Source organism: Streptomyces sp. NPDC059895 (genome assembly GCF_042731035.1).
GTDB lineage: Bacteria > Actinomycetota > Actinomycetes > Streptomycetales > Streptomycetaceae > Streptomyces.
In genome coordinates this window covers 200,322-216,786 of sequence record NZ_JBHWKO010000003.1, presented here as the reverse complement: position 1 = coordinate 216,786, position 16,465 = coordinate 200,322, and the positions used below count along the sequence as shown (strand labels likewise).

At 74.4% G+C, this 16,465-nt stretch carries 16 protein-coding genes and 1 tRNA gene; 6 read left to right on the top strand and 11 right to left on the bottom strand.

Annotation, left to right across the window (positions count from 1 at the left end):
* Positions 1-49: 49 nt before the first annotated feature.
* From ACFV9M_RS04955 to ACFV9M_RS04925, 7 genes are all read right to left on the bottom strand, one after another.
* A tRNA-Lys gene (locus ACFV9M_RS04955) sits at positions 50-123 on the bottom strand.
* Positions 114-722, bottom strand: coding sequence for a bifunctional DNA primase/polymerase (locus ACFV9M_RS04950; RefSeq protein ID WP_385062399.1), 609 nt, complete (start codon positions 720-722; stop codon positions 114-116). The genes ACFV9M_RS04955 and ACFV9M_RS04950 overlap by 10 nt, the downstream gene beginning before the upstream one ends.
* Before the next feature lie 176 nt (positions 723-898).
* A complete protein-coding gene (locus ACFV9M_RS04945; RefSeq protein ID WP_385062401.1) occupies positions 899-1,267 on the bottom strand; it encodes a hypothetical protein in 369 nt (122 codons plus the stop codon).
* Positions 1,268-1,678: 411 nt separating this feature from the next.
* A complete protein-coding gene (locus ACFV9M_RS04940) occupies positions 1,679-3,019 on the bottom strand; it encodes an AAA domain-containing protein (protein WP_385062402.1) in 1,341 nt (446 codons plus the stop codon).
* Positions 3,016-4,614 (bottom strand): hypothetical protein, encoded by a 1,599-nt coding sequence (locus ACFV9M_RS04935; protein WP_385062404.1) that lies wholly within the window; start codon positions 4,612-4,614, stop codon positions 3,016-3,018. The genes ACFV9M_RS04940 and ACFV9M_RS04935 overlap by 4 nt, the downstream gene beginning before the upstream one ends.
* Positions 4,605-5,726 (bottom strand): hypothetical protein, encoded by a 1,122-nt coding sequence (locus ACFV9M_RS04930; RefSeq protein ID WP_385062407.1) that lies wholly within the window; start codon positions 5,724-5,726, stop codon positions 4,605-4,607. Before ACFV9M_RS04930 ends, ACFV9M_RS04935 begins: the two co-directional genes overlap by 10 nt.
* Positions 5,677-6,651, bottom strand: coding sequence for a phosphatase PAP2 family protein (locus ACFV9M_RS04925; RefSeq protein WP_385062409.1), 975 nt, complete (start codon positions 6,649-6,651; stop codon positions 5,677-5,679). Before ACFV9M_RS04925 ends, ACFV9M_RS04930 begins: the two co-directional genes overlap by 50 nt.
* Positions 6,652-6,886: 235 nt before the next feature.
* Here ACFV9M_RS04925 and ACFV9M_RS04920 point away from each other — a divergent pair, with 235 nt between their 5' ends.
* A complete protein-coding gene (locus tag ACFV9M_RS04920; protein WP_385062411.1) occupies positions 6,887-7,486 on the top strand; it encodes a histidine phosphatase family protein in 600 nt (199 codons plus the stop codon).
* Positions 7,487-7,710: 224 nt separating this feature from the next.
* Here the strand turns inward: ACFV9M_RS04920 and ACFV9M_RS04915 are convergent, their stop codons facing one another.
* Positions 7,711-9,126 (bottom strand): hypothetical protein, encoded by a 1,416-nt coding sequence (locus ACFV9M_RS04915; protein WP_385062413.1) that lies wholly within the window; start codon positions 9,124-9,126, stop codon positions 7,711-7,713.
* A gap of 266 nt (positions 9,127-9,392) precedes the next feature.
* On the opposite strand from ACFV9M_RS04915, the gene ACFV9M_RS04910 reads away from it, so the two are divergent.
* Positions 9,393-9,779: a hypothetical protein gene (locus ACFV9M_RS04910; protein WP_385062415.1), complete on the top strand. Its 387-nt coding sequence runs from the start codon at positions 9,393-9,395 to the stop codon at positions 9,777-9,779.
* Between the two features lie 163 nt (positions 9,780-9,942).
* A complete protein-coding gene (locus ACFV9M_RS04905) occupies positions 9,943-10,812 on the top strand; it encodes a spermidine synthase (RefSeq protein WP_385062417.1) in 870 nt (289 codons plus the stop codon).
* Between the two features lie 68 nt (positions 10,813-10,880).
* Here ACFV9M_RS04905 and ACFV9M_RS04900 read toward each other — a convergent pair whose 3' ends face one another.
* Complete coding sequence (locus ACFV9M_RS04900) at positions 10,881-11,432, bottom strand: hypothetical protein (protein ID WP_385062419.1); 552 nt, start codon at positions 11,430-11,432, stop codon at positions 10,881-10,883.
* A 120-nt stretch (positions 11,433-11,552) separates the two neighbouring features.
* Between ACFV9M_RS04900 and ACFV9M_RS04895 the strand changes: the two genes are divergently transcribed.
* The 3 genes from ACFV9M_RS04895 (at position 11,553) to ACFV9M_RS04885 (ending at position 15,297) form a co-directional block, all read left to right on the top strand.
* Complete coding sequence (locus tag ACFV9M_RS04895) at positions 11,553-12,269, top strand: response regulator transcription factor (RefSeq protein WP_385062421.1); 717 nt, start codon at positions 11,553-11,555, stop codon at positions 12,267-12,269.
* Complete coding sequence (locus ACFV9M_RS04890; RefSeq protein WP_385062423.1) at positions 12,266-13,675, top strand: sensor histidine kinase; 1,410 nt, start codon at positions 12,266-12,268, stop codon at positions 13,673-13,675. Before ACFV9M_RS04895 ends, ACFV9M_RS04890 begins: the two co-directional genes overlap by 4 nt.
* 128 nt (positions 13,676-13,803) lie before the next feature.
* Entirely contained in the window at positions 13,804-15,297 is a 1,494-nt protein-coding gene (locus ACFV9M_RS04885) for a cellulose binding domain-containing protein (protein ID WP_385062425.1), read from the top strand.
* 10 nt (positions 15,298-15,307) lie between these two features.
* Here the strand turns inward: ACFV9M_RS04885 and ACFV9M_RS04880 are convergent, their stop codons facing one another.
* Together ACFV9M_RS04880 and ACFV9M_RS04875 are read right to left on the bottom strand one after the other, a co-directional pair.
* Complete coding sequence (locus ACFV9M_RS04880) at positions 15,308-15,499, bottom strand: DUF397 domain-containing protein (RefSeq protein ID WP_385062426.1); 192 nt, start codon at positions 15,497-15,499, stop codon at positions 15,308-15,310.
* Positions 15,500-15,511: 12 nt separating this feature from the next.
* Complete coding sequence (locus ACFV9M_RS04875; RefSeq protein ID WP_385062428.1) at positions 15,512-16,393, bottom strand: Scr1 family TA system antitoxin-like transcriptional regulator; 882 nt, start codon at positions 16,391-16,393, stop codon at positions 15,512-15,514.
* Positions 16,394-16,465: the final 72 nt, after the last annotated feature.

The window sequence follows — 16,465 nt, the reverse complement described above, 5'->3', positions numbered from 1 at the left end:
CGGGACAGGCGGAAGGCCCCTCGCTGCTGCGAGGGGCCTTCCGGTGTCGTGCGCCGCCAGGGACTCGAACCCCGGACCCGCTGATTAAGAGTCAGCTGCTCTAACCAACTGAGCTAGCGGCGCCTGCTGACGTCGTAGACCTTAGCACCCTGGTCGGCGGGGTGAGAAATCGATATCCGCACGGCCGATCGGGCCGCCCGGACGGCCGCCCAGAGCAGGATCTCGGGCCCCGGCAGCCAGGGGTGCCGTGTGTCGGGGGCGACCATCCAGCGGGTGGCGGCGTCCTGCGGGGAGGTGATCGGGGGCGGCACGGTCACCGCGTCGCCGGTGCCGTGGCACAGCAGCGGCGGGACGGTGCTCGTCCGGCCGTCCGGGCGGCCGTCGGCGCTCCACTCCTCCCACTCCAGCAGCGAGGGCAGCCGCTGGGCGGTGCCCGGCGCGGCGAACAGCAGCGTCCGCCCGCGGAACGCGGCCACCGGCCCGGAGCCGGGGCCCTCGCCCCACAGCCGGTCCAGCATCAGCCGCCCGAACAGCGCCGGGGAGCTCACGATGTCGAAGACGGACCCGCAGGGCAGGACCACGGGGGCGTACGGCCGTTCCTCCCAGAGGGCGAGCGTGGTGTGCGGGCGGGGGCCGGCGGAGGCCAGCCAGGCGGCGCCGTCGGCGGTGACTCCGGCGGCGTCGGAGCGATCGGTCAGGCGGGTGTCCCAAGCGCTGCTCATGCCGTCAGGTCTACCGGGCGTGAGCGGTCGGTTCTCCGGGTTGGGGGGAAATCGGGACGGGAGAGGGCGGGGGCGGGTATCTTACGCGCCCGGCATATGCCAGAAGGTAGCGGAGAGTGACGGTGGCGAGTGCGGGGTCCTGGGCGGGGGCTGTCCGCCGGACGGGTGGCGGTGTCCTACACGGGGTCGACGTGCTCCCGGCCCTCGACCTCGCCCTTCAGCAGATCCCGCCCGAACTCGACCATCTTCTTCGCGTAGTCCTCGGTCCACTCGGCCCGCTCGGCGATGTCGGCCGGCGTCAGCCGGTCGAACCGTCGCGGATCGGCGAGCTGGGCCGCCGCCACGGCCTGGAACTCCACCGCCCGGTCGGCCGCCGCGCGGAAGGCGAGCGTCAGCTCCGTGGCACGCGCCAGCAGCGCCCCCGGGTCGTCGATCGACTCCAGGTCGAAGAAGTGCTCCGGATCGCCTGCCGCTTCCGCGGGCTCGAACAGCAGGGGCGCGGGGCGTAGCCGCGGTTGGTTCCGACGCGGCGTGGGCTCCGCCATGTCTTCTCCTCCTCGTACGGTCGGGGTGGCGCCACCGGTGAGCGGACCACCTTCCATTGTCCCCCGGGCACGCAAGGGGGCCCGGGGGCCCGCACTCTCAAGGCTCCCGGGGCGCACGATGTTCCCGGGACAGCTGATGCTCTCCGGGCGCACCGGCACCGCGTGGTTGGCTGCCCAGTGGCCCGGCCGGTATGCATCGGGCGCGGCTCGGGCGGCCGGCCGCCGACCGCCGGCCGCCTGGCTGGCGACCACCGGATGCCGCACTGCCGACCGCCGGATGCCGGGCTGCCGGCCGCCGGACTGCCGGACTGCCGGGCCGCCGGGCCACCGAGGTTGCGGGTCGCCGGAGCCGCCGGGCCACCGAGGTTGCGGGTCGCCGGAGCCGCCGACGGGCGGCCGGTGCCGGGTGGCTCACGGGCGCCACGTCACGCGGTGCTCCGCCAGGTGGGCCAGCACCGCGTGGTTGGCCTCCCAGCCGTCCGGGAACTTCACGAGCGTCCCCAGCTGCACCGGCTCCGTCGACGGATAGTCGTCCAGCAGGTCGCCCACCCCCGCCCGGCACACCACGACGCACGCGTGCCGGTGCCGGGAGGCGAGGACGCACAGGCGGCCCGTCTCCAGGTGGAAGGCGGTGGCGTCGGGGCGGCCGGAGAGGGGGTGGAGGACGACGGTGACGTCGAACTCCCGGCCCTGGAGCCGGTTCGCCGTGTCCACGGTGACGTCCGCCACGCCCAGCTCGGCGAGGGCCGCCCGGACCGCCGCCGCCTGGTCGCGGTGGGCCGTGCCGACGGCGACCCGGTCGGCGGTCAGCCGCGTCGGGACCGGGGAGCGTTCCGAGACGGCCGCGCCGTCCCGGTCCAGCAGGCGCCGCACCACCGTCGCGACCGCCCGGACCGCCTCCGGGTCCGTGCGCGGCGTGTGGCGGGCGGGCAGTTCCAGCAGGCCCCAGCCCGACTCCGCCGCCTCGTCGATCACCCGGTCGGGGGCGGAGCCGTCCGACGGGACGGCGAAGGACAGGCGCCGGTCGCCGTGGCCGGTGCCGCTGCGGAACGGGGTGTACGGATAGAACGCGTTCGAGACCAGCGGGGCCGCCGACGCCGGCAGCCGCCACGACACCGGCAGCCGGTGCTGCGGCAGCCGCGGGTTGTGGGCGAGCAGCGTCGTCACCGCCGACGCCGACGGGTCGTACGACAGACCCGCCCACTGCTCGCTGCCCACGATCGCGAACGGGTCCAGCTGCCCCGGGTCGCCCACGAACAGCGCCCGCTCGAACAGCCCCGCCACGGCCAGCAGACCGTCCGAGCGCATCTGGTACGCCTCGTCCACGATCGCGTGCCGCCACGGCTCGTCGACCTTCACATGCGCCCACTTCGCCGCCGTGGAGATCACGACGGGCAGCCCGGCCAGATCGGCCGCCTTCGCCGACTTCCGTACGTTCGGCAGGTCGTCCAGCGCCTTGTCGTACGCGTCGGCGTCGCTGCTGTGCAGACGGCCCACCGGCAGCTCGGGACTCTTCTCGGCGAGCCGCAGGACCAGGTCGTCGACCTGGGCGTTGGTCTGCGCGACCACCATCAGGGAGCGCCCGGTGTCCGCCAGCTCCAGCGCCGCGCGGACGACGAGCGTGGACTTCCCGGCGCCGGGCGGGGAGTCCACGACCACACCGCGCGCCGTGCCGTGCAGCGTGTCGTGGAGGATCGCGTCGGTCGCGCGGGCGGCGGCCGTACCGGGGTCGAACGCGGCCTGGGTGGTCACAGCACGTCCTCCTGGGTGACGGAATCGGGTGCTTCGGGCGCCTGCTCCCCGGGCGGCCCGCCGTGCGTCCACGGCGTCTGTTCCGGGTCGGGCAGCTTCGCGCCGCCGCGCTGCGCGTGCTCGAAGAGGGTGAAGCACACCGGTTCCCCCTTCTCGGGCACCGACCCCTTCTCCGGTTCCTTGCCGCGCCCCATCCTGTCGACGATCCGCAGCACCAGCAGGCCCTCGTCGTCCTCGCCCTGCCGCTCGACGAACTCCGCCGCCTGCGGCTTGCCGCCCAGCGACCGGAACACCTTCGCCCGCTCCCCGAGGTGCGGCCGGTCGTCCGTGCGCACGGTGACCAGCGGGCGCGGACTCGGCCGCCTGCCCTCGCTGTAGGCCATGACGACGTCGACGACCTCGCCCGCGAACGCCTCCCCGGCCAGCCGCCGCCCCGCCATCACCAGCGGGTCGTCGAGGGCCTCCTGCGCCTCCAGCCGGGCCTGTTCCCGCTCGCGCGTGGCGAGTTTGTCGGCGGCGGTGACCGCGTCGTCGCGGCGGGGCTGCGGGGGCTCGCCGGCCAGGACGCGGTCGCGGTGACCGGTGAACGACCAGCGGTCGCGCGTCCACCGCTCCTCGACGTGCGCGCCCTCGGGCAGCGTCCGCAGCAGGTCCAGTCCGCGCCACACCGCGTCCCAGGTGGGCCGCGTGCGGCTCTCGACCAGGGCGCGGATCTCCCGCTCGGCGGCGGTCAGCGCGCCGAGCCGGTCGTCGGCCTGGAGACCGTCCTCGGCGGCGGCCAGGGCGGTGCGCGCCCGGTCGTAGCGCTCGATGGCGGGGGCGAGCAGCTTGTTGTCGAACGCCGGGTCGGTGGCCGGGCCGGCCGGCGGGCACAGCAGCTGGCCCTCCGCGTCGCGCGCCAGTTCGGCCCGCAGCGCCGCCTCGGCGCCCGAGGCGCCCCCGGGCGGGTCGATCCAGGCGAGCAGCGCCCCCAGGTGCTGGTCCTCCAGGCTGGACTGCCCGGTCGCCCAGTGCCGGCCCAGCACCTCGGTCAGCGCCGTCAGCAGCGAGGAGCCCGGCACCCGGGCCCGCTCCCCGAAGTGCGTCAGCCACCGCCCGAGCAGCGGCACGCGCGGGGGCGCCGGGAACGGCGTCTCGGGGTCCTGCTCCGCCGTACGCCTGAAGCGCATGGAGCGGCCCAGCAGACGGACGAAGTCGACGCCCGCGCGGCTCGGCACGATCAACTGGGGCGCGTCGGCGCACAGCTCGACCTCGACCTTGACGCGCTTGCCGGTCTCCGGGTCGGTCTCGTTGCGCTCGGCGGCCTCGACGGTGTCGGCGTAGGAGTCGATGTACGGCAGCACGGTGTCGGCGAGCTCGGTGAGGAACGCGAACCGCAGGTCGCGGTCGCGCGGCTGCGGGACGACCAGCAGGCGCGGCGCGTCCCGGTCGGTGCCGACCAGTGCGCCCAGCGGGGCGCCGGCCTCACCGGCGGTGGTCAGCGGCACGAACACCAGCGGGCGGTCGGACAGATGCCGGTGGCGGACGGTGGCGGCGGGCTGCGCCCGGCCGGTGGCGACGGCCTCGAGCCGGGCGAGCGTGGCGATCAGCGACACATCGCCCCCAGGGCCTCGCCGCGCAGCCGCGCCGCCCGGCGCAGTGCCGCCACCGCCGGGTCGTCCGGATCACCGGCCTCCCCGCGCGCGGCCGCCAGCACCTCCTCGACCGTCGTCAGCCCGCCCAGCTCGGCGCGGACCGGGCGGCCCAGCGCGGTCACCGCGCCGGCCGCGCGGGAGCGGTCGCGGCAGTGGAACGCCAGCTCGCACGCGGCCAGGCACTCGGGCGCGTACGTCGCCGGAACCGACGCGACGGCCGCCGTGAGCTGCTCGGCGGGCAGCTCGGGGGAGAAGCAGGTGCCTTCCGGGAGGGCGTCGGCGATGTCCTGGATGCGGGTGAGCCGGGCCAGCTGGCGGCCGGTGACCGCGCGCTGCTTGCGGACGTCCACGGCGGACGCGGTGGGCAGGTTGGAGAAGTCCTTCGGGCAGACCAGCAGGACACGGTGGCGCACCTGCGGCGCGGGGTCGAGGCGGGCGGCGACGTCCTCCAGCGCCAGCACGTACACCGCGGCCTGGCGGGCCGCCGCGCCGACCTTCGCCGGGTCCGCCGACCCGTCCAGCATCGGGAACGACTTGATCTCCACGACCGTCCAGCCGCCGTCCGGGTGCACCACCACCGCGTCCGGTTCGAGGAAGGCGGGGGAGCCGGCCACGTCGAGCGCGAGCATCGGGTGGTCGAGCAGGGTCCAGGTGCCGGCCGCCTCGGCGGCCTCGCGCAGCGCCAGCGCCGTCCGGGCGGTGCGGCCCTCGGGGCCGGCCGCCGACAGGTCGGGGACGCTCGCCCCGGCGGGCGCGGGGGCGCGCGGGTCCAGCTTCTCGTGCACCAGGCGCAGCAGCTCCGCGCCGCCGTCCGCCTTCACCTTCGCCTCGAACGCGTTGCCCCGGGTCAGGGCGAACTGCGACTGGCCGAAGGCCGACGGCGAGCCCAGCGCGCCCGCCAGCGCCGCCTTGTCCACCCCGGCGCCGTCGAGGATCGCGCGCCGCCTGCAGCCAGGGTTCGCGGCGAGCGCCGCGAGCGCCCGGGCGTCCAGAGCCTTGGCGGGTACGTCGGGACCGCGCAGGTCAGCGAGCCGCTGCCGGAGCGCCGTCCCCCGCGTCCGAGGGGGAGGCACCCGGCTCGGCCGGGGGCCCGAACCGTGACTCGCGCTGCCGTGGAATTCGCTCACCCGGGGAAGTCTGGCATCCGCCACTGACAATCGAGGCCTCCGCGCCCGCGGAGGCCGCCGAGACGGACGGGACACGCGCCGCGAGGCGCGGGACGCGGGGTGCGTACCGGTCCCGGATCCGGTCCGCGCGGCGCAGCACCAGCGGCGTCAGCAGCAGGCCCGCCCCCATCACGGCGGCGCCCGCGACCGCGTCGAGGAAGTAGTGGTTCGCGGTGCCCATCACCACGATCGTGGTCACCAGCGGGTAGACGACGCCCGCCACCCGCGCCGCCCGTGTGCCGCCGTGGCGCCACAGCATCACCCCGCACCACAGCGCCCATCCCACGTGCAGGCTCGGCATGGCCGCGTACTGGTTGGTCATGCCGCCCAGCCCCCGGGGCGCGCTCGCCTCGCCGCCCCACCAGCCCCAGGAGCTGTACTGGGCCATGGTGTCCACGAAGCCGTGCTCCGCGGCCAGCAGCCGGGGCGGGCAGGTGGGCAGGAGGGCGAAGCCGATCAGACCGATGAACGTCGACGTCATCAGCCAGGTGCGGGCCGCCCGGTAGTGCACGGCACGCGAGCGGAACAGCCAGACCAGGAGCACCGGTGTCAGCAGGTAGTGCAGCGACGCGTACCAGAAGTCCGCCGGGACGCCGATCCACGGCTCGCTGCGGAAGAGGCGGTTCAGCGGGTGCTCGGCGTTGATGTGGAGGAACTTCTCGATCCGCAGGATCGCCAGGCCGTGGTCGACGGCGGTGCCGACGTCTCCCCGGGCGAGCAGCCGGCCCGCCGAGTAGCAGGCGTACACCAGCAGGATCAGCGGCAGCTCGGTCCACCAGCGCAGCCGGCTCCGCGGGACCGCCTCGGTGCCCGGTGACTCGGTCTGCGGCATCCGATCGCCTCCCCCTTCTCGTCGCTGCGCCGGCAGTGGCACGGGAGGTGCCACTTTACGGCGTGAGCGCGCGCCCGCCCCGGACGCCCCCGGCCCTCGAAGACGACGCCCCCGGCCCTCAAAGACGCAGAGATCGCCCCCCGGGTTGCCCTGTTCAAGGGTGAGCGATGATGGAGGGGTTCCGCCGTCGACTCATCCCTTGGTTCTCTCAGGGTTACCCCCGGAAAGGTCCCCCATGGCACCGCGCATCCTGCTGGCCCGGCACGGACAGACCGAGTGGTCGTTGTCCGGCAAGCACACCGGCAGGACGGACATCCCCCTGCTGGAGGAGGGCCGCCGGGGCGCCAAGCTGCTCGGCGAGCGGCTGCACCGGGCGCCGTTCGACGGCCTCCCCGGCGTCGAGGTCCGCACCAGCCCGCTGGCCCGCGCGCGGGAGACGTGCGAGCTGGCCGGCTTCGGCGAGCGGGCCACCGCGTGGGACACGCTCATGGAGTACCACTACGGCGCCTACGAGGGCATGACGCCCGCCGAGATCCAGGCCGCCCGCCCCGGCTGGCTCATATGGCGCGACGGCGTGCCCGAGGGGGAGAGCCTCGCCGAGGTCACCGCGCGCGCGGACGAGGTGGTCGCGTGGGCGCGCTCCGCCGACCGGGATGTGCTGGTCTTCGCCCACGGGCACATCCTGCGGTCGATCGGGGCGCGCTGGCTGGGGCTGCCGCTGGACTTCGCGGCGCGGATACGGCTGTACCCGACGTCGCTGTCGATCCTCGGCTGGGCCTACGGGGAACCGGCGATCGAGAGCTGGAACGACCGCGGGCACCTGACCGCGGACTGATCCGGCACGTCGCCCCCGCGCGTGGGGGTGGGGGGACCGGACCAGCAGCGGCTTCACCCCGTCCGCCCCCACCACGTCACCCCCGCGCGTGAGGGGACCGGATGACCGCGGGACCGGGTGACCGCGTCGCCGTCGGGCGACGACACGGTCCCCGCCGCGCGGGTCCGCGGGACGCTCGGTTCCGAGGGACGCGCGGTTCCGGGACGCTCGGACCGTGCGGGGCGCTACACCGTGCGGGGCGCGGAGGCGTGCCGTTCCAGGAACTCCGACACCCCCGAGGCCCGCCGGTGCGGCAGCAGCACCCGTGCCGTGCCCGCCAGCATCGTCTGGATCCTCGACGACTGGACCTGCCCCAGCAGGTCCAGCACCCGCATCCCCGCAGCCGCGGCCTCGTCCGGCCGTCCTCCGCGCGCGAGGTCGTCCGCCAGCTCCGCGGTGTAGAGGGCGATGTTCCGGGTGAAGTGGGGGTCCTGGAGCTGCGCCGCCCGCCGGGCGTGCCGGGCCGCGCGCGGCCAGTCGCCCAGGGTGGACCAGCACTGCGCCTCCAGCCCCTCCAGCTCGGCCTCGCCGTAGAAGCTCATCCACTCGGGGTCGGCGTCCGAGGAGCCCCGCCCGTAGAGGGCCTGGGCCCGCGCGAGGGCCTGCTCGCAGCCGGTGCGGTCGGCGAGCCCGGCCCAGCCGCCCGCCTCGCGCAGCGTGAGCAGTGACATCAGCCGGGCCGAGCCGAGGGGCCGCGCGACGCGCTGCGCGGCCTGTGCCGCGCGCACGGCCTCGCGGGGCCGGCCCGCGTCCCGCGCGAGGAAGGCCGTGTTGCAGAAGGCGTGCGCCTCCAGCGCCTCGTCCCCGGCCATCCGGGCGGTGGCGAGGGCCTCCGCGTAGTGGGAGCGCGCGTCGTCGAAACGCCCCGAGTCGTGCGCCAGCCAGCCCACCGAGATGGCGAGTTCCCCGGCGCCCGAGTGGAGCCGGTCGGCGGTCGCCTGCCGGGTGGTGCCGGCGTCCAGCAGCGCGTACGCGGCGCGCAGCGGTGCCGCCGCGCGCCGGTAGAGGCCGTCGGCGCCGTGCCGGTCGTCCAGCAACCGGATCCTGCGGACCGCTTCTTCGAGGGCGCTCGCCTCGCCCGCCCCGACACGGCGCACGGGCCGTTCGGCCGCCGATGCGTCCAGGGCGAGCCCCAGGGGGCCCAGCGAGGCGGCGGCCACCGTGGCGCCTCCGCCGGTCATGAATGCGCGACGCAGCACGTCGCTCTCCTCGTGGTTGTGGTGCGTGTCGTACGGGTCCTGCGGGTCATACGGCTCGTATGCCCCGGGCGTCTCATCCACACCCGGCGCGTCGTCGGTCGTCCGTGCCCCTCGCCCGCGTACGGACGAGCGGGGCGCGAACCCCAGATCGGTGAGCGTGCGGCCGGGGAACATGTGCAGGAACACCCGTTCGTAGGCGTAGTTGGGGCAACGGATCTCCCCTGCCTCGACCCGGCCGATGTAACGCGCGTCACAGCTGACACCCTCGCCGATCTCGCGTGCGGCCCGCCGTACCAGCGCGGCGAACTCGGCCGGCGAGCGCTGTCCGCGCAGGTGCCGGAAGGCGAAGTTGGGCCGGGGTGGCCGGTTGGGCCGAGGTGGGGGCACCGTTGACGACGCCATGGCCGGGTCCTCTCGTGCGAACCGTCGAACCATGCCGGAACCCGGTGGGCCGACCGCCTCTCACAAGGCGCTCACCCCGGTCTCCAGCGGGCAAGAACGTACCTGCTGTTGCTGTGTCGCCACGCAGTGTTTGGCTACAAACCGGATATCTCATCCACGATCTGCCATGAACTGCCATCCTTTGCGGCGGACTTCCGCCGTAGCCGTTGACGGTGTGACGCGTTGACCACTGCGGACTGCAAGAGGGCTGCGCGGTGGAGGCCGGCATGGTGACCAGCCAGAGCAACGATCCTTGTACGCCGTCGGTGACGGCCTGTGACCTGGTGACGGTGCCGACCCGGCACGGGCTGGAGGCGGTCGACATCCTGCGCCGGGCCGCGGGGGACGGGGTGGGGCCCGTGCTCCACGACGGGGGCGACACCCTCGCCTTCCTCGTGCCGCCGGGCACCGCGGCGGCCTGGGACGTCCCGGGAAGCACCTGTACGGAGACCGAGGGGCGGGGACTGAGACTCGACCCCGAGCCCCCGGTGGAGGGCGCGGACTGGCTGGTCCCACCCGGCGAGGCCGACCTCGCGACGCACCCCCCGGCGGTGCTGCGGCGCGCGCTGGGGGAGGCGGCCCGCACGATCGAGGCGGCGGACGGGTGCCGGTAGGCGGTGGACGGCAAGTGGCAAGTGGCAGGTGGCAGGTGGCAGGCGGCAGGCGGCAGGCGGCAGGCGGCAGGCGGCAGGCGGTCTCAGGTCCCAGGTCCCAGGTCTCAGGCGGGCGGGCGGACGCCGGTCGGCGCGGCCCTGACCCGGCTGCGAAAATGCCCGCATGGGAAAGTCCAGGAACTCCCGGCGCGGGCGGGACACCGAGGCCACCGTGGCCGAGGCCGTCGACGGCGGCCTCGCACAGCTCATACCCGACCGGGACCGGACGAGGGCCTGGACCCTCCTCGTCGACGGCGCGCCGCAGTCGCACGTGGACCTCGACGACCCGCGGTTCCTCTCCTTCGAGTACCAGCGACGGCTCGGCCACGTCATCGACCTCGCCGCACCGCCCGGCAGGTCCCTGCACGTCGTCCACCTCGGCGGTGGCGCCCTCTCCCTCGCCCGGTACGTCGCCGCGACCCGCCCCCGCTCCACCCAGCAGGTCGTCGAACGCGACGCGCGCCTCGTCCAACTGGTCCGCCGGGAACTGCCGTTGGACCCCGGCGCGCGGATCCGGGTCAGGTCCGTCGACGCCCGTGAGGGCCTGCTCAAGGTGCCCGAGGGGTGGGCCGACCTCGTCATCGCCGACGTGTTCAGCGGCGCCCGCACCCCCGCCCACCTGACCTCCACCGAGTTCCTCGACGAGGTCCGCAGGGCGCTCCGGCCCGGCGGGCTCTACGCCGCCAATCTCGCCGACGGCCCGCCGCTCGCCCACCTGCGCGGCCAGATCGCCACCGCCGCCGCCCGCTTCCCGGAACTCGCCCTCGTCGCCGACCCGACCGTGCTGCGCGGCAAGCGGTTCGGCAACGCCGTCCTCGTCGCCTGCGACCTCCCCCTGCCGGTCGCCGAACTGACCCGCCGCGCCGCCTCCGACCCGCACCCCGGCCGGGTCGAGCACGGCAGGGCGCTCACCGACTTCACCGGCGGCGCCGCCCCGGTCGTCGACGCCTCGGCGGTGGCGTCACCGGCCCCACCGCCCGACGCGTTCCGGTAGGGCCGGGCCCGGCCGGTCCGGCACCGCACCTCAGTAGGCGTGCCGCACCTCGGTAGGCGCGGCGCGTCTCAGTAGGTGCCGACCTCCACCCGCGGCGGCCCGTCGTGCCAGGTGCAGAACACCGACACATGGTCCGCGCCCGAGGTGAACTCCACACGGATCCAGGTCTCCGTCTTCCACACCTGCATCGACCAGCCCGCGTCCGGCGTCGCCGAGACGAGCGTCGCGGAGGCCGTCCCGAGTTCGAACACCACGCGCCCGCCGTCGGTGTCGTAGCTGCGGACCCGCCCGGTGGGGGTGGGGGAGGCGGCGGTCGTCGAGGACGGTTCCGAGGGGGTGGGCGAGCGGGACGTGCGGCTCGGTTCCGGGGACGGGCTGGGCGAGGGGCTCGCGGAGGACGTCGGACGGCCCTCGGGCGACGCCGACTCCCGCGCCGGCGTCGGCACCGACGTCGGAGTCTCCGACTCCCGCTCGGCCGTGTCCCCGGCCGCCAGGGGCACGGCGCGCGGCGGGTCGTACGCGGTGCCCGCCATGACCGTGTGGACACCCCACCACGACAGCGTGGTCGCCGCGCCCGTGGCGAGCGACCAGGCCAGTACGTGTACGAGTGCTCTGCGCATCGTGGGCCATCTTGCCCCACGCGCCGCGGGCGCCGCACGGACGGTCCACCGGTCGTCCACAGGCGCCGAGTTGTCCACAGGCCCGAATGCCCGTCGCCCGCATGGCGTACGGTGCGGCGCATGGCAAGTGTGCTCGTCGTCGAGGACGACCAGTTCGTACGCTCCGCGCTCATCCGGCACCTGACCGACGCCTCGCACACCGTGCGCAGCGTCGGGACAGCACTGGAGGCGCTGCGCGAGGTCGCCCATTTCCGTTTCGACGTGGTCGTCCTGGACCTCGGACTGCCCGATCTGGACGGCTCCGAGGCTCTGAAGATGCTGCGCGGCATCACGGACGTGCCCGTCATCATCGCGACCGCCCGCGACGACGAGACGGAGATCGTCCGGCTGCTGAACGCGGGGGCGGACGACTATCTGACCAAGCCCTTCTCGGTGGAGCACCTCTCGGCGCGCATGGCGGCCGTGCTGCGCCGCTCCCGCGCCGGCGCCGGGGACGCCCCGCCCTCCTCCGTCCTGCGCGTCGGCGGCCTCACCGTCGACCCGCTGCGCCGCCAGGCCGAGCTGGACGGCGTCCGACTCGACCTCACCCGCCGCGAGTTCGACCTGCTCGCCTTCCTCGCCGGCCGCCCCGGCGTCGTCGTCCCGCGCCGGGAGCTGCTCGCCGAGGTCTGGCAGCAGTCCTACGGCGACGATCAGACCATCGACGTCCATCTGTCCTGGCTGCGCCGCAAGCTGGGCGAGACGGCGGCCCGCCCGCGCTATCTGCACACCCTGCGGGGCGTCGGCGTGAAGCTGGAACCGCCCGTCACGCAGTCGGACGGGGAGCCGCCGCGATGAGATGGGCACTGGTCAAGGTCTGCCTGGCGGTCACCGCGATGGTCGTGGTCGCCTTCGCGGTCCCGCTCGGCCTGGTCATCAAGGAGATGGCCCGCGACCGCGCCTTCTCCAACGCGGAGCGGGAGGCCGCCGTCGTGGTCCCCGCGCTGTCCATCACCACCGACCGCGAGCAGCTCGAGCGGGTCGTCGCCTCCGCCGGCTCCGACGACGGGATGGCGGTGCACATCCCGGCGAGCGACGGCCGGGCCGCCGTCGAACTGGGCCGGCAGCGCGCCACCGGCGCGGACATCGATGCCGTGCGCGAGCTGGGCCGCGCCTCCACCGCCGAGGTGCCCGGCGGCTCCGCCCTGCTCCAGCCCGTCGCGCTCAGCCTCGGGACCGTGGTCGTCGAGGTGTACGTCCCCGAGTCCGAGGTCAGCAACGGCGTCGCCACGGCCTGGGCGGTGCTGGCGGCGGTCGGCGTCGCGCTGGTCGTCGGTTCGGTCGCCGTCGCCGACCGGCTGGGCGTGCGGATGGTGCAGCCCGCCCAGCGGCTGGCCGAGGGCGCCCACGAACTGGGGGAGGGGAAACTGGGGGTCCGCGTCCCCGAGGAGGGGCCGAACGAACTGCGGCTCGCGGCGGTCGCGTTCAACTCCATGGCCGACCAGGTCGTCCAGCTCCTGGCGAACGAACGGGAGCTGGCCGCCGACCTCTCCCACCGGCTGCGCACCCCGCTGACCGTGCTCCGGCTCAACGCCGCCTCCCTCGGCGACTCCCCGGCCGCCGAACAGACCCGGGCCGCGGTCGCCCAGCTCGAACGCGAGGTCGACACCATCATCCGCACGGCCCGCGAGGCCAAGCCGCAGACGGCGGCGGCGGGCCCGGGCGCCGGGTGCGACGCGGCCGAGGTCGTCCGGGAGCGGATGGCGTTCTGGTCGGCGCTCGCGGAGGACGAGGGCCGCACGGTGCGGCTGGCCGGCGTCGACCGTCCCGTGCGCATACCCGTGGCCCGCGCCGACCTCGCGGCCGCGCTGGACGCCCTGCTCGGCAACGTCTTCCGGCACACCCCCGAGGGCACGGCCTTCGCTGTGGACGTGCACAACGGCGAGGACGCGGTGATCGTCCTGGTGTCGGACGCGGGGCCCGGCATACCCGACCCCGAGGCGGCCATGGCACGCGGCAGTGGGTCGGGGAGCGCCGGGTCGACCGGGCTCGGCCTGGACATCGTGCGCCGGCTCGCGGAGTCGACCGGCGGCGACGTGCGGATCGGCTCGTCGGTGCTGGGTGGCACCGAGGTGCGGATCTGGCTCCAGGTCGACGGGCGGACCGGGCGGGAGCCGGGGCGCAGAGGACACCGGGGGTCGGTGCGCAGGCGCCGGCAGGGCAGATCGGCCGCCACCTTTAACCGCCCCCGATCCCTTCCTTAAGCGCACCCTAAGATCATCAACCCCCGCCCCGATCAGGCGCTTTGCCCGATTCGGGATCGCTAGCGTGCTGCCGCGTCCCCCTCCGGGACCTCCCTGGAACCCCCGTGAACCACGAAGGCAGGCACGCCATGAGTACGCACCGGCGCAAGTTCAGCGGCAGGAACAAGGCGATCGGCGGCGTGGTCGCCGCGGCCGTGGTCGGCGGCGGCGCGGTCCTGCTCACCGGTACCGCGCAGGCGGCCGGGGTCGGCGCCGCGTACACGAAGACCAGCGACTGGTCGACGGGGTACACCGCGCAGTACGTCGTCACGAACAACAGCGGTGCGGTGAAGGCCGACTGGACGCTGGAGTTCGATCTGCCGGCCGGTTCCAGAATCAGCTCCCTGTGGAACGCGGAGTCGGGCGTCAGCGGACAGCACGTCACCGTGACACCCCCGAAGTGGGACACCGACGGCCTCGCGGCCGGTGAGTCGGTCACCGTCGGGTTCGTCGTCAACGGCAGCGGCGATCCGTCCGGCTGCCGCGTCGACGGCGCCCGTTGCTCGGCGGACGAGGGCGCGACCCCCGAGCCGAGCGGCCGCCCGACGCAGACCGCGAGCGCGACCCCGACGGCCACGGCGACCGCGTCGGCCACCGCGAGCCCCACGGCCACCGCCTCCACCCCGACGGCCACCGCCTCCCCCTCGGCGAGCACCGGCACCGGCACCGGCTCGGGGACCGGCACCACCGCCTCCGCCGGCTTCGCCCCCTACGTCGACACCTCCCTCTACCCCGCCTTCGACCTCCTCGCCCACGCGTCCGCGACCGGCGTGAAGGAGTACAACCTCGCCTTCGTCACCGACGGCGGCGGCTGCACGCCCAAGTGGGGTGGCGTCACCGACCTCGCCACCGACGCCGTCGCCGCCCAGATCGGCGCCCTGCGCGCCAAGGGCGGTGACGTCCGGGTCTCCTTCGGCGGCGCGGCCGGCTCCGAGTTGGGTACGACCTGCTCGTCGGCGGACGCGCTGGCGGCGGCGTACGGCAAGGTCGTGGACGCGTACGGCCTCACCAAGGTCGACTTCGACGTCGAGGGCGGCGCGCTGCCGAACACGGCCGCGAACACCCGCCGCGCCCAGGCGATCGCCACGCTCCAGCAGCAGTACCCCGACCTGGACGTCTCCTTCACCCTCCCCGTGATGCCGGAGGGCCTGACCCAGGACGGCGTGAACCTGCTGGCCAACGCGAAGACCAACGGCGTGCAGATCAGCAGCGTCAACATCATGGCGATGGACTACGGCGCGGCGTACAGCGGCGACATGGGCACCTACGCCGAGCAGGCGGCCACCGCCACCCAGGCCCAGATCAAGAGCGTCCTCGGCCTGAGCGACGCCGCCGCCTGGAAGGCCGTCGCCGTGACCCCCATGATCGGCGTCAACGACGTCACCTCCGAGATCTTCACGGTCGCCGACGCCACCCAGCTCGTCGCCTTCGCGAAGGCCAAGGGACTCGGCTGGCTGTCGATGTGGTCCGCCACCCGCGACAAGCAGTGCACGGGCGGCGCCAAGACCTACGCCGACCCCACGTGCAGCTCGATCGTCCAGGCCGCCGGCGCGTTCTCGAAGGCCTTCGCCACCTACCAGTGACCCCAGGGGGTCAACGCCCCGGGCCACCGTCCTTCACGGCGTGCAGCAGAGCCGCGAGAGCACGGGGCGCCACGAGAGCGACCTCCTCCGGGCGGTCGCTCTCGCGGAGGTGGAGGCGGGTGGGGGCGGATGCCGCCAGCTCTACGCACTCGCCCTCGCCGCCGGTGCTGAACGACGACTTCTGCCAGGCAAGGTGAGGCACGGCGGGGTCCTTTCAAAGGGTGTACATCACATGCTGGATGAGGCTCAGGGAGTCGCGTGACTCGTGCGACTCGGGTGCCGTCTCCGGGTCGATGGGCGCCAGCGCCAGCTCCGAGAGTCGCTCGAACATTCTGGCGTACTCATCCAGTTGAGCTCCATCCCAGAGGAAGAGCGAGTTCGTCGGATGCTCCAGGTAGACCGTGTCCAGTTCGGCGACTCCTGTGCCGAAGATGACGAACGACCGGCTGTGGGCGGCGTAGACGCCCGCCTCGAACGGGTACACCTGCACGGTCACGTTGGGGAGGCGCGAGACTTCCATCAGCCGCAGCAGTTGTTTGCGCATGACCGCCGGACTGCCCACCCGGGTGTGGAGTGCGGCTTCGTGGATGATCGCGTGGCAGGCCACCGACGACTCGCTCGTCAGCACGTCCTGCCGGCGGAGGCGGAACTCCGCGTACCGGTCGGCCCGTTGTGGCTCGGCTTCCGTGGCGGCGAGGACGGCACGGGCGTACTCCTTGGTCTGCAGCATGCCGGGGATCACCAGTGGGTTGTGGGTGCGCAGCACCGTCGAGCGGGCTTCGAGCTCGGCGAGATCCCGGGCCGCCGGGCCGATCGTCTCGCTGAACTCGTCCCACCAGCCCCTTCCATTCTCCTGTGCCATGGCCATGAGGGCGTCGAAGTACGGTCCCGAAGGACAGCGGTACTCCCGCAACACCTTGTAGAGGCGGTTGCGGGACACGTCGATGCGCCCCGTCTCGATGTTGCTGACGCGGGCGCGGTCCGCGTCCAGGAAGGCGGCGGCCTGCTCGCCGGTCAGCCCGGCTCGAACGCGCAGCTTGCGCAGCTCTGCTCCCAGCCGGCGCTGACGCTCGCTGGGGTTGGTTCTGGGTGCCATGTCGACCTCCTGTTCAGCAGTCTGCCGACCTCGACCGGAGAGAGTCACCGAGCTGTTGGCTGGTCACCCACT

Excerpts from the sequence above, each read along its gene's own strand:
- ACFV9M_RS04925 (WP_385062409.1), bottom strand. The coding sequence starts at position 6,651 with ATGCCGCAGACCGAGTCACCGGGCACCGAGGCGGTCCCGCGGAGCCGG.
- ACFV9M_RS04890 (WP_385062423.1), top strand. The coding sequence starts at position 12,266 with ATGAGATGGGCACTGGTCAAGGTCTGCCTGGCGGTCACCGCGATGGTC.
- ACFV9M_RS04950 (WP_385062399.1), bottom strand. The coding sequence starts at position 722 with ATGAGCAGCGCTTGGGACACCCGCCTGACCGATCGCTCCGACGCCGCC.
- ACFV9M_RS04910 (WP_385062415.1), top strand. The coding sequence starts at position 9,393 with ATGGTGACCAGCCAGAGCAACGATCCTTGTACGCCGTCGGTGACGGCC.
- ACFV9M_RS04920 (WP_385062411.1), top strand. The coding sequence starts at position 6,887 with ATGGCACCGCGCATCCTGCTGGCCCGGCACGGACAGACCGAGTGGTCG.
- ACFV9M_RS04945 (WP_385062401.1), bottom strand. The coding sequence starts at position 1,267 with ATGGCGGAGCCCACGCCGCGTCGGAACCAACCGCGGCTACGCCCCGCG.
- ACFV9M_RS04900 (WP_385062419.1), bottom strand. The coding sequence starts at position 11,432 with ATGCGCAGAGCACTCGTACACGTACTGGCCTGGTCGCTCGCCACGGGC.
- ACFV9M_RS04895 (WP_385062421.1), top strand. The coding sequence starts at position 11,553 with ATGGCAAGTGTGCTCGTCGTCGAGGACGACCAGTTCGTACGCTCCGCG.
- ACFV9M_RS04875 (WP_385062428.1), bottom strand. The coding sequence starts at position 16,393 with ATGGCACCCAGAACCAACCCCAGCGAGCGTCAGCGCCGGCTGGGAGCA.
- ACFV9M_RS04885 (WP_385062425.1), top strand. The coding sequence starts at position 13,804 with ATGAGTACGCACCGGCGCAAGTTCAGCGGCAGGAACAAGGCGATCGGC.
- ACFV9M_RS04915 (WP_385062413.1), bottom strand. The coding sequence starts at position 9,126 with ATGGCGTCGTCAACGGTGCCCCCACCTCGGCCCAACCGGCCACCCCGG.
- ACFV9M_RS04905 (WP_385062417.1), top strand. The coding sequence starts at position 9,943 with ATGGGAAAGTCCAGGAACTCCCGGCGCGGGCGGGACACCGAGGCCACC.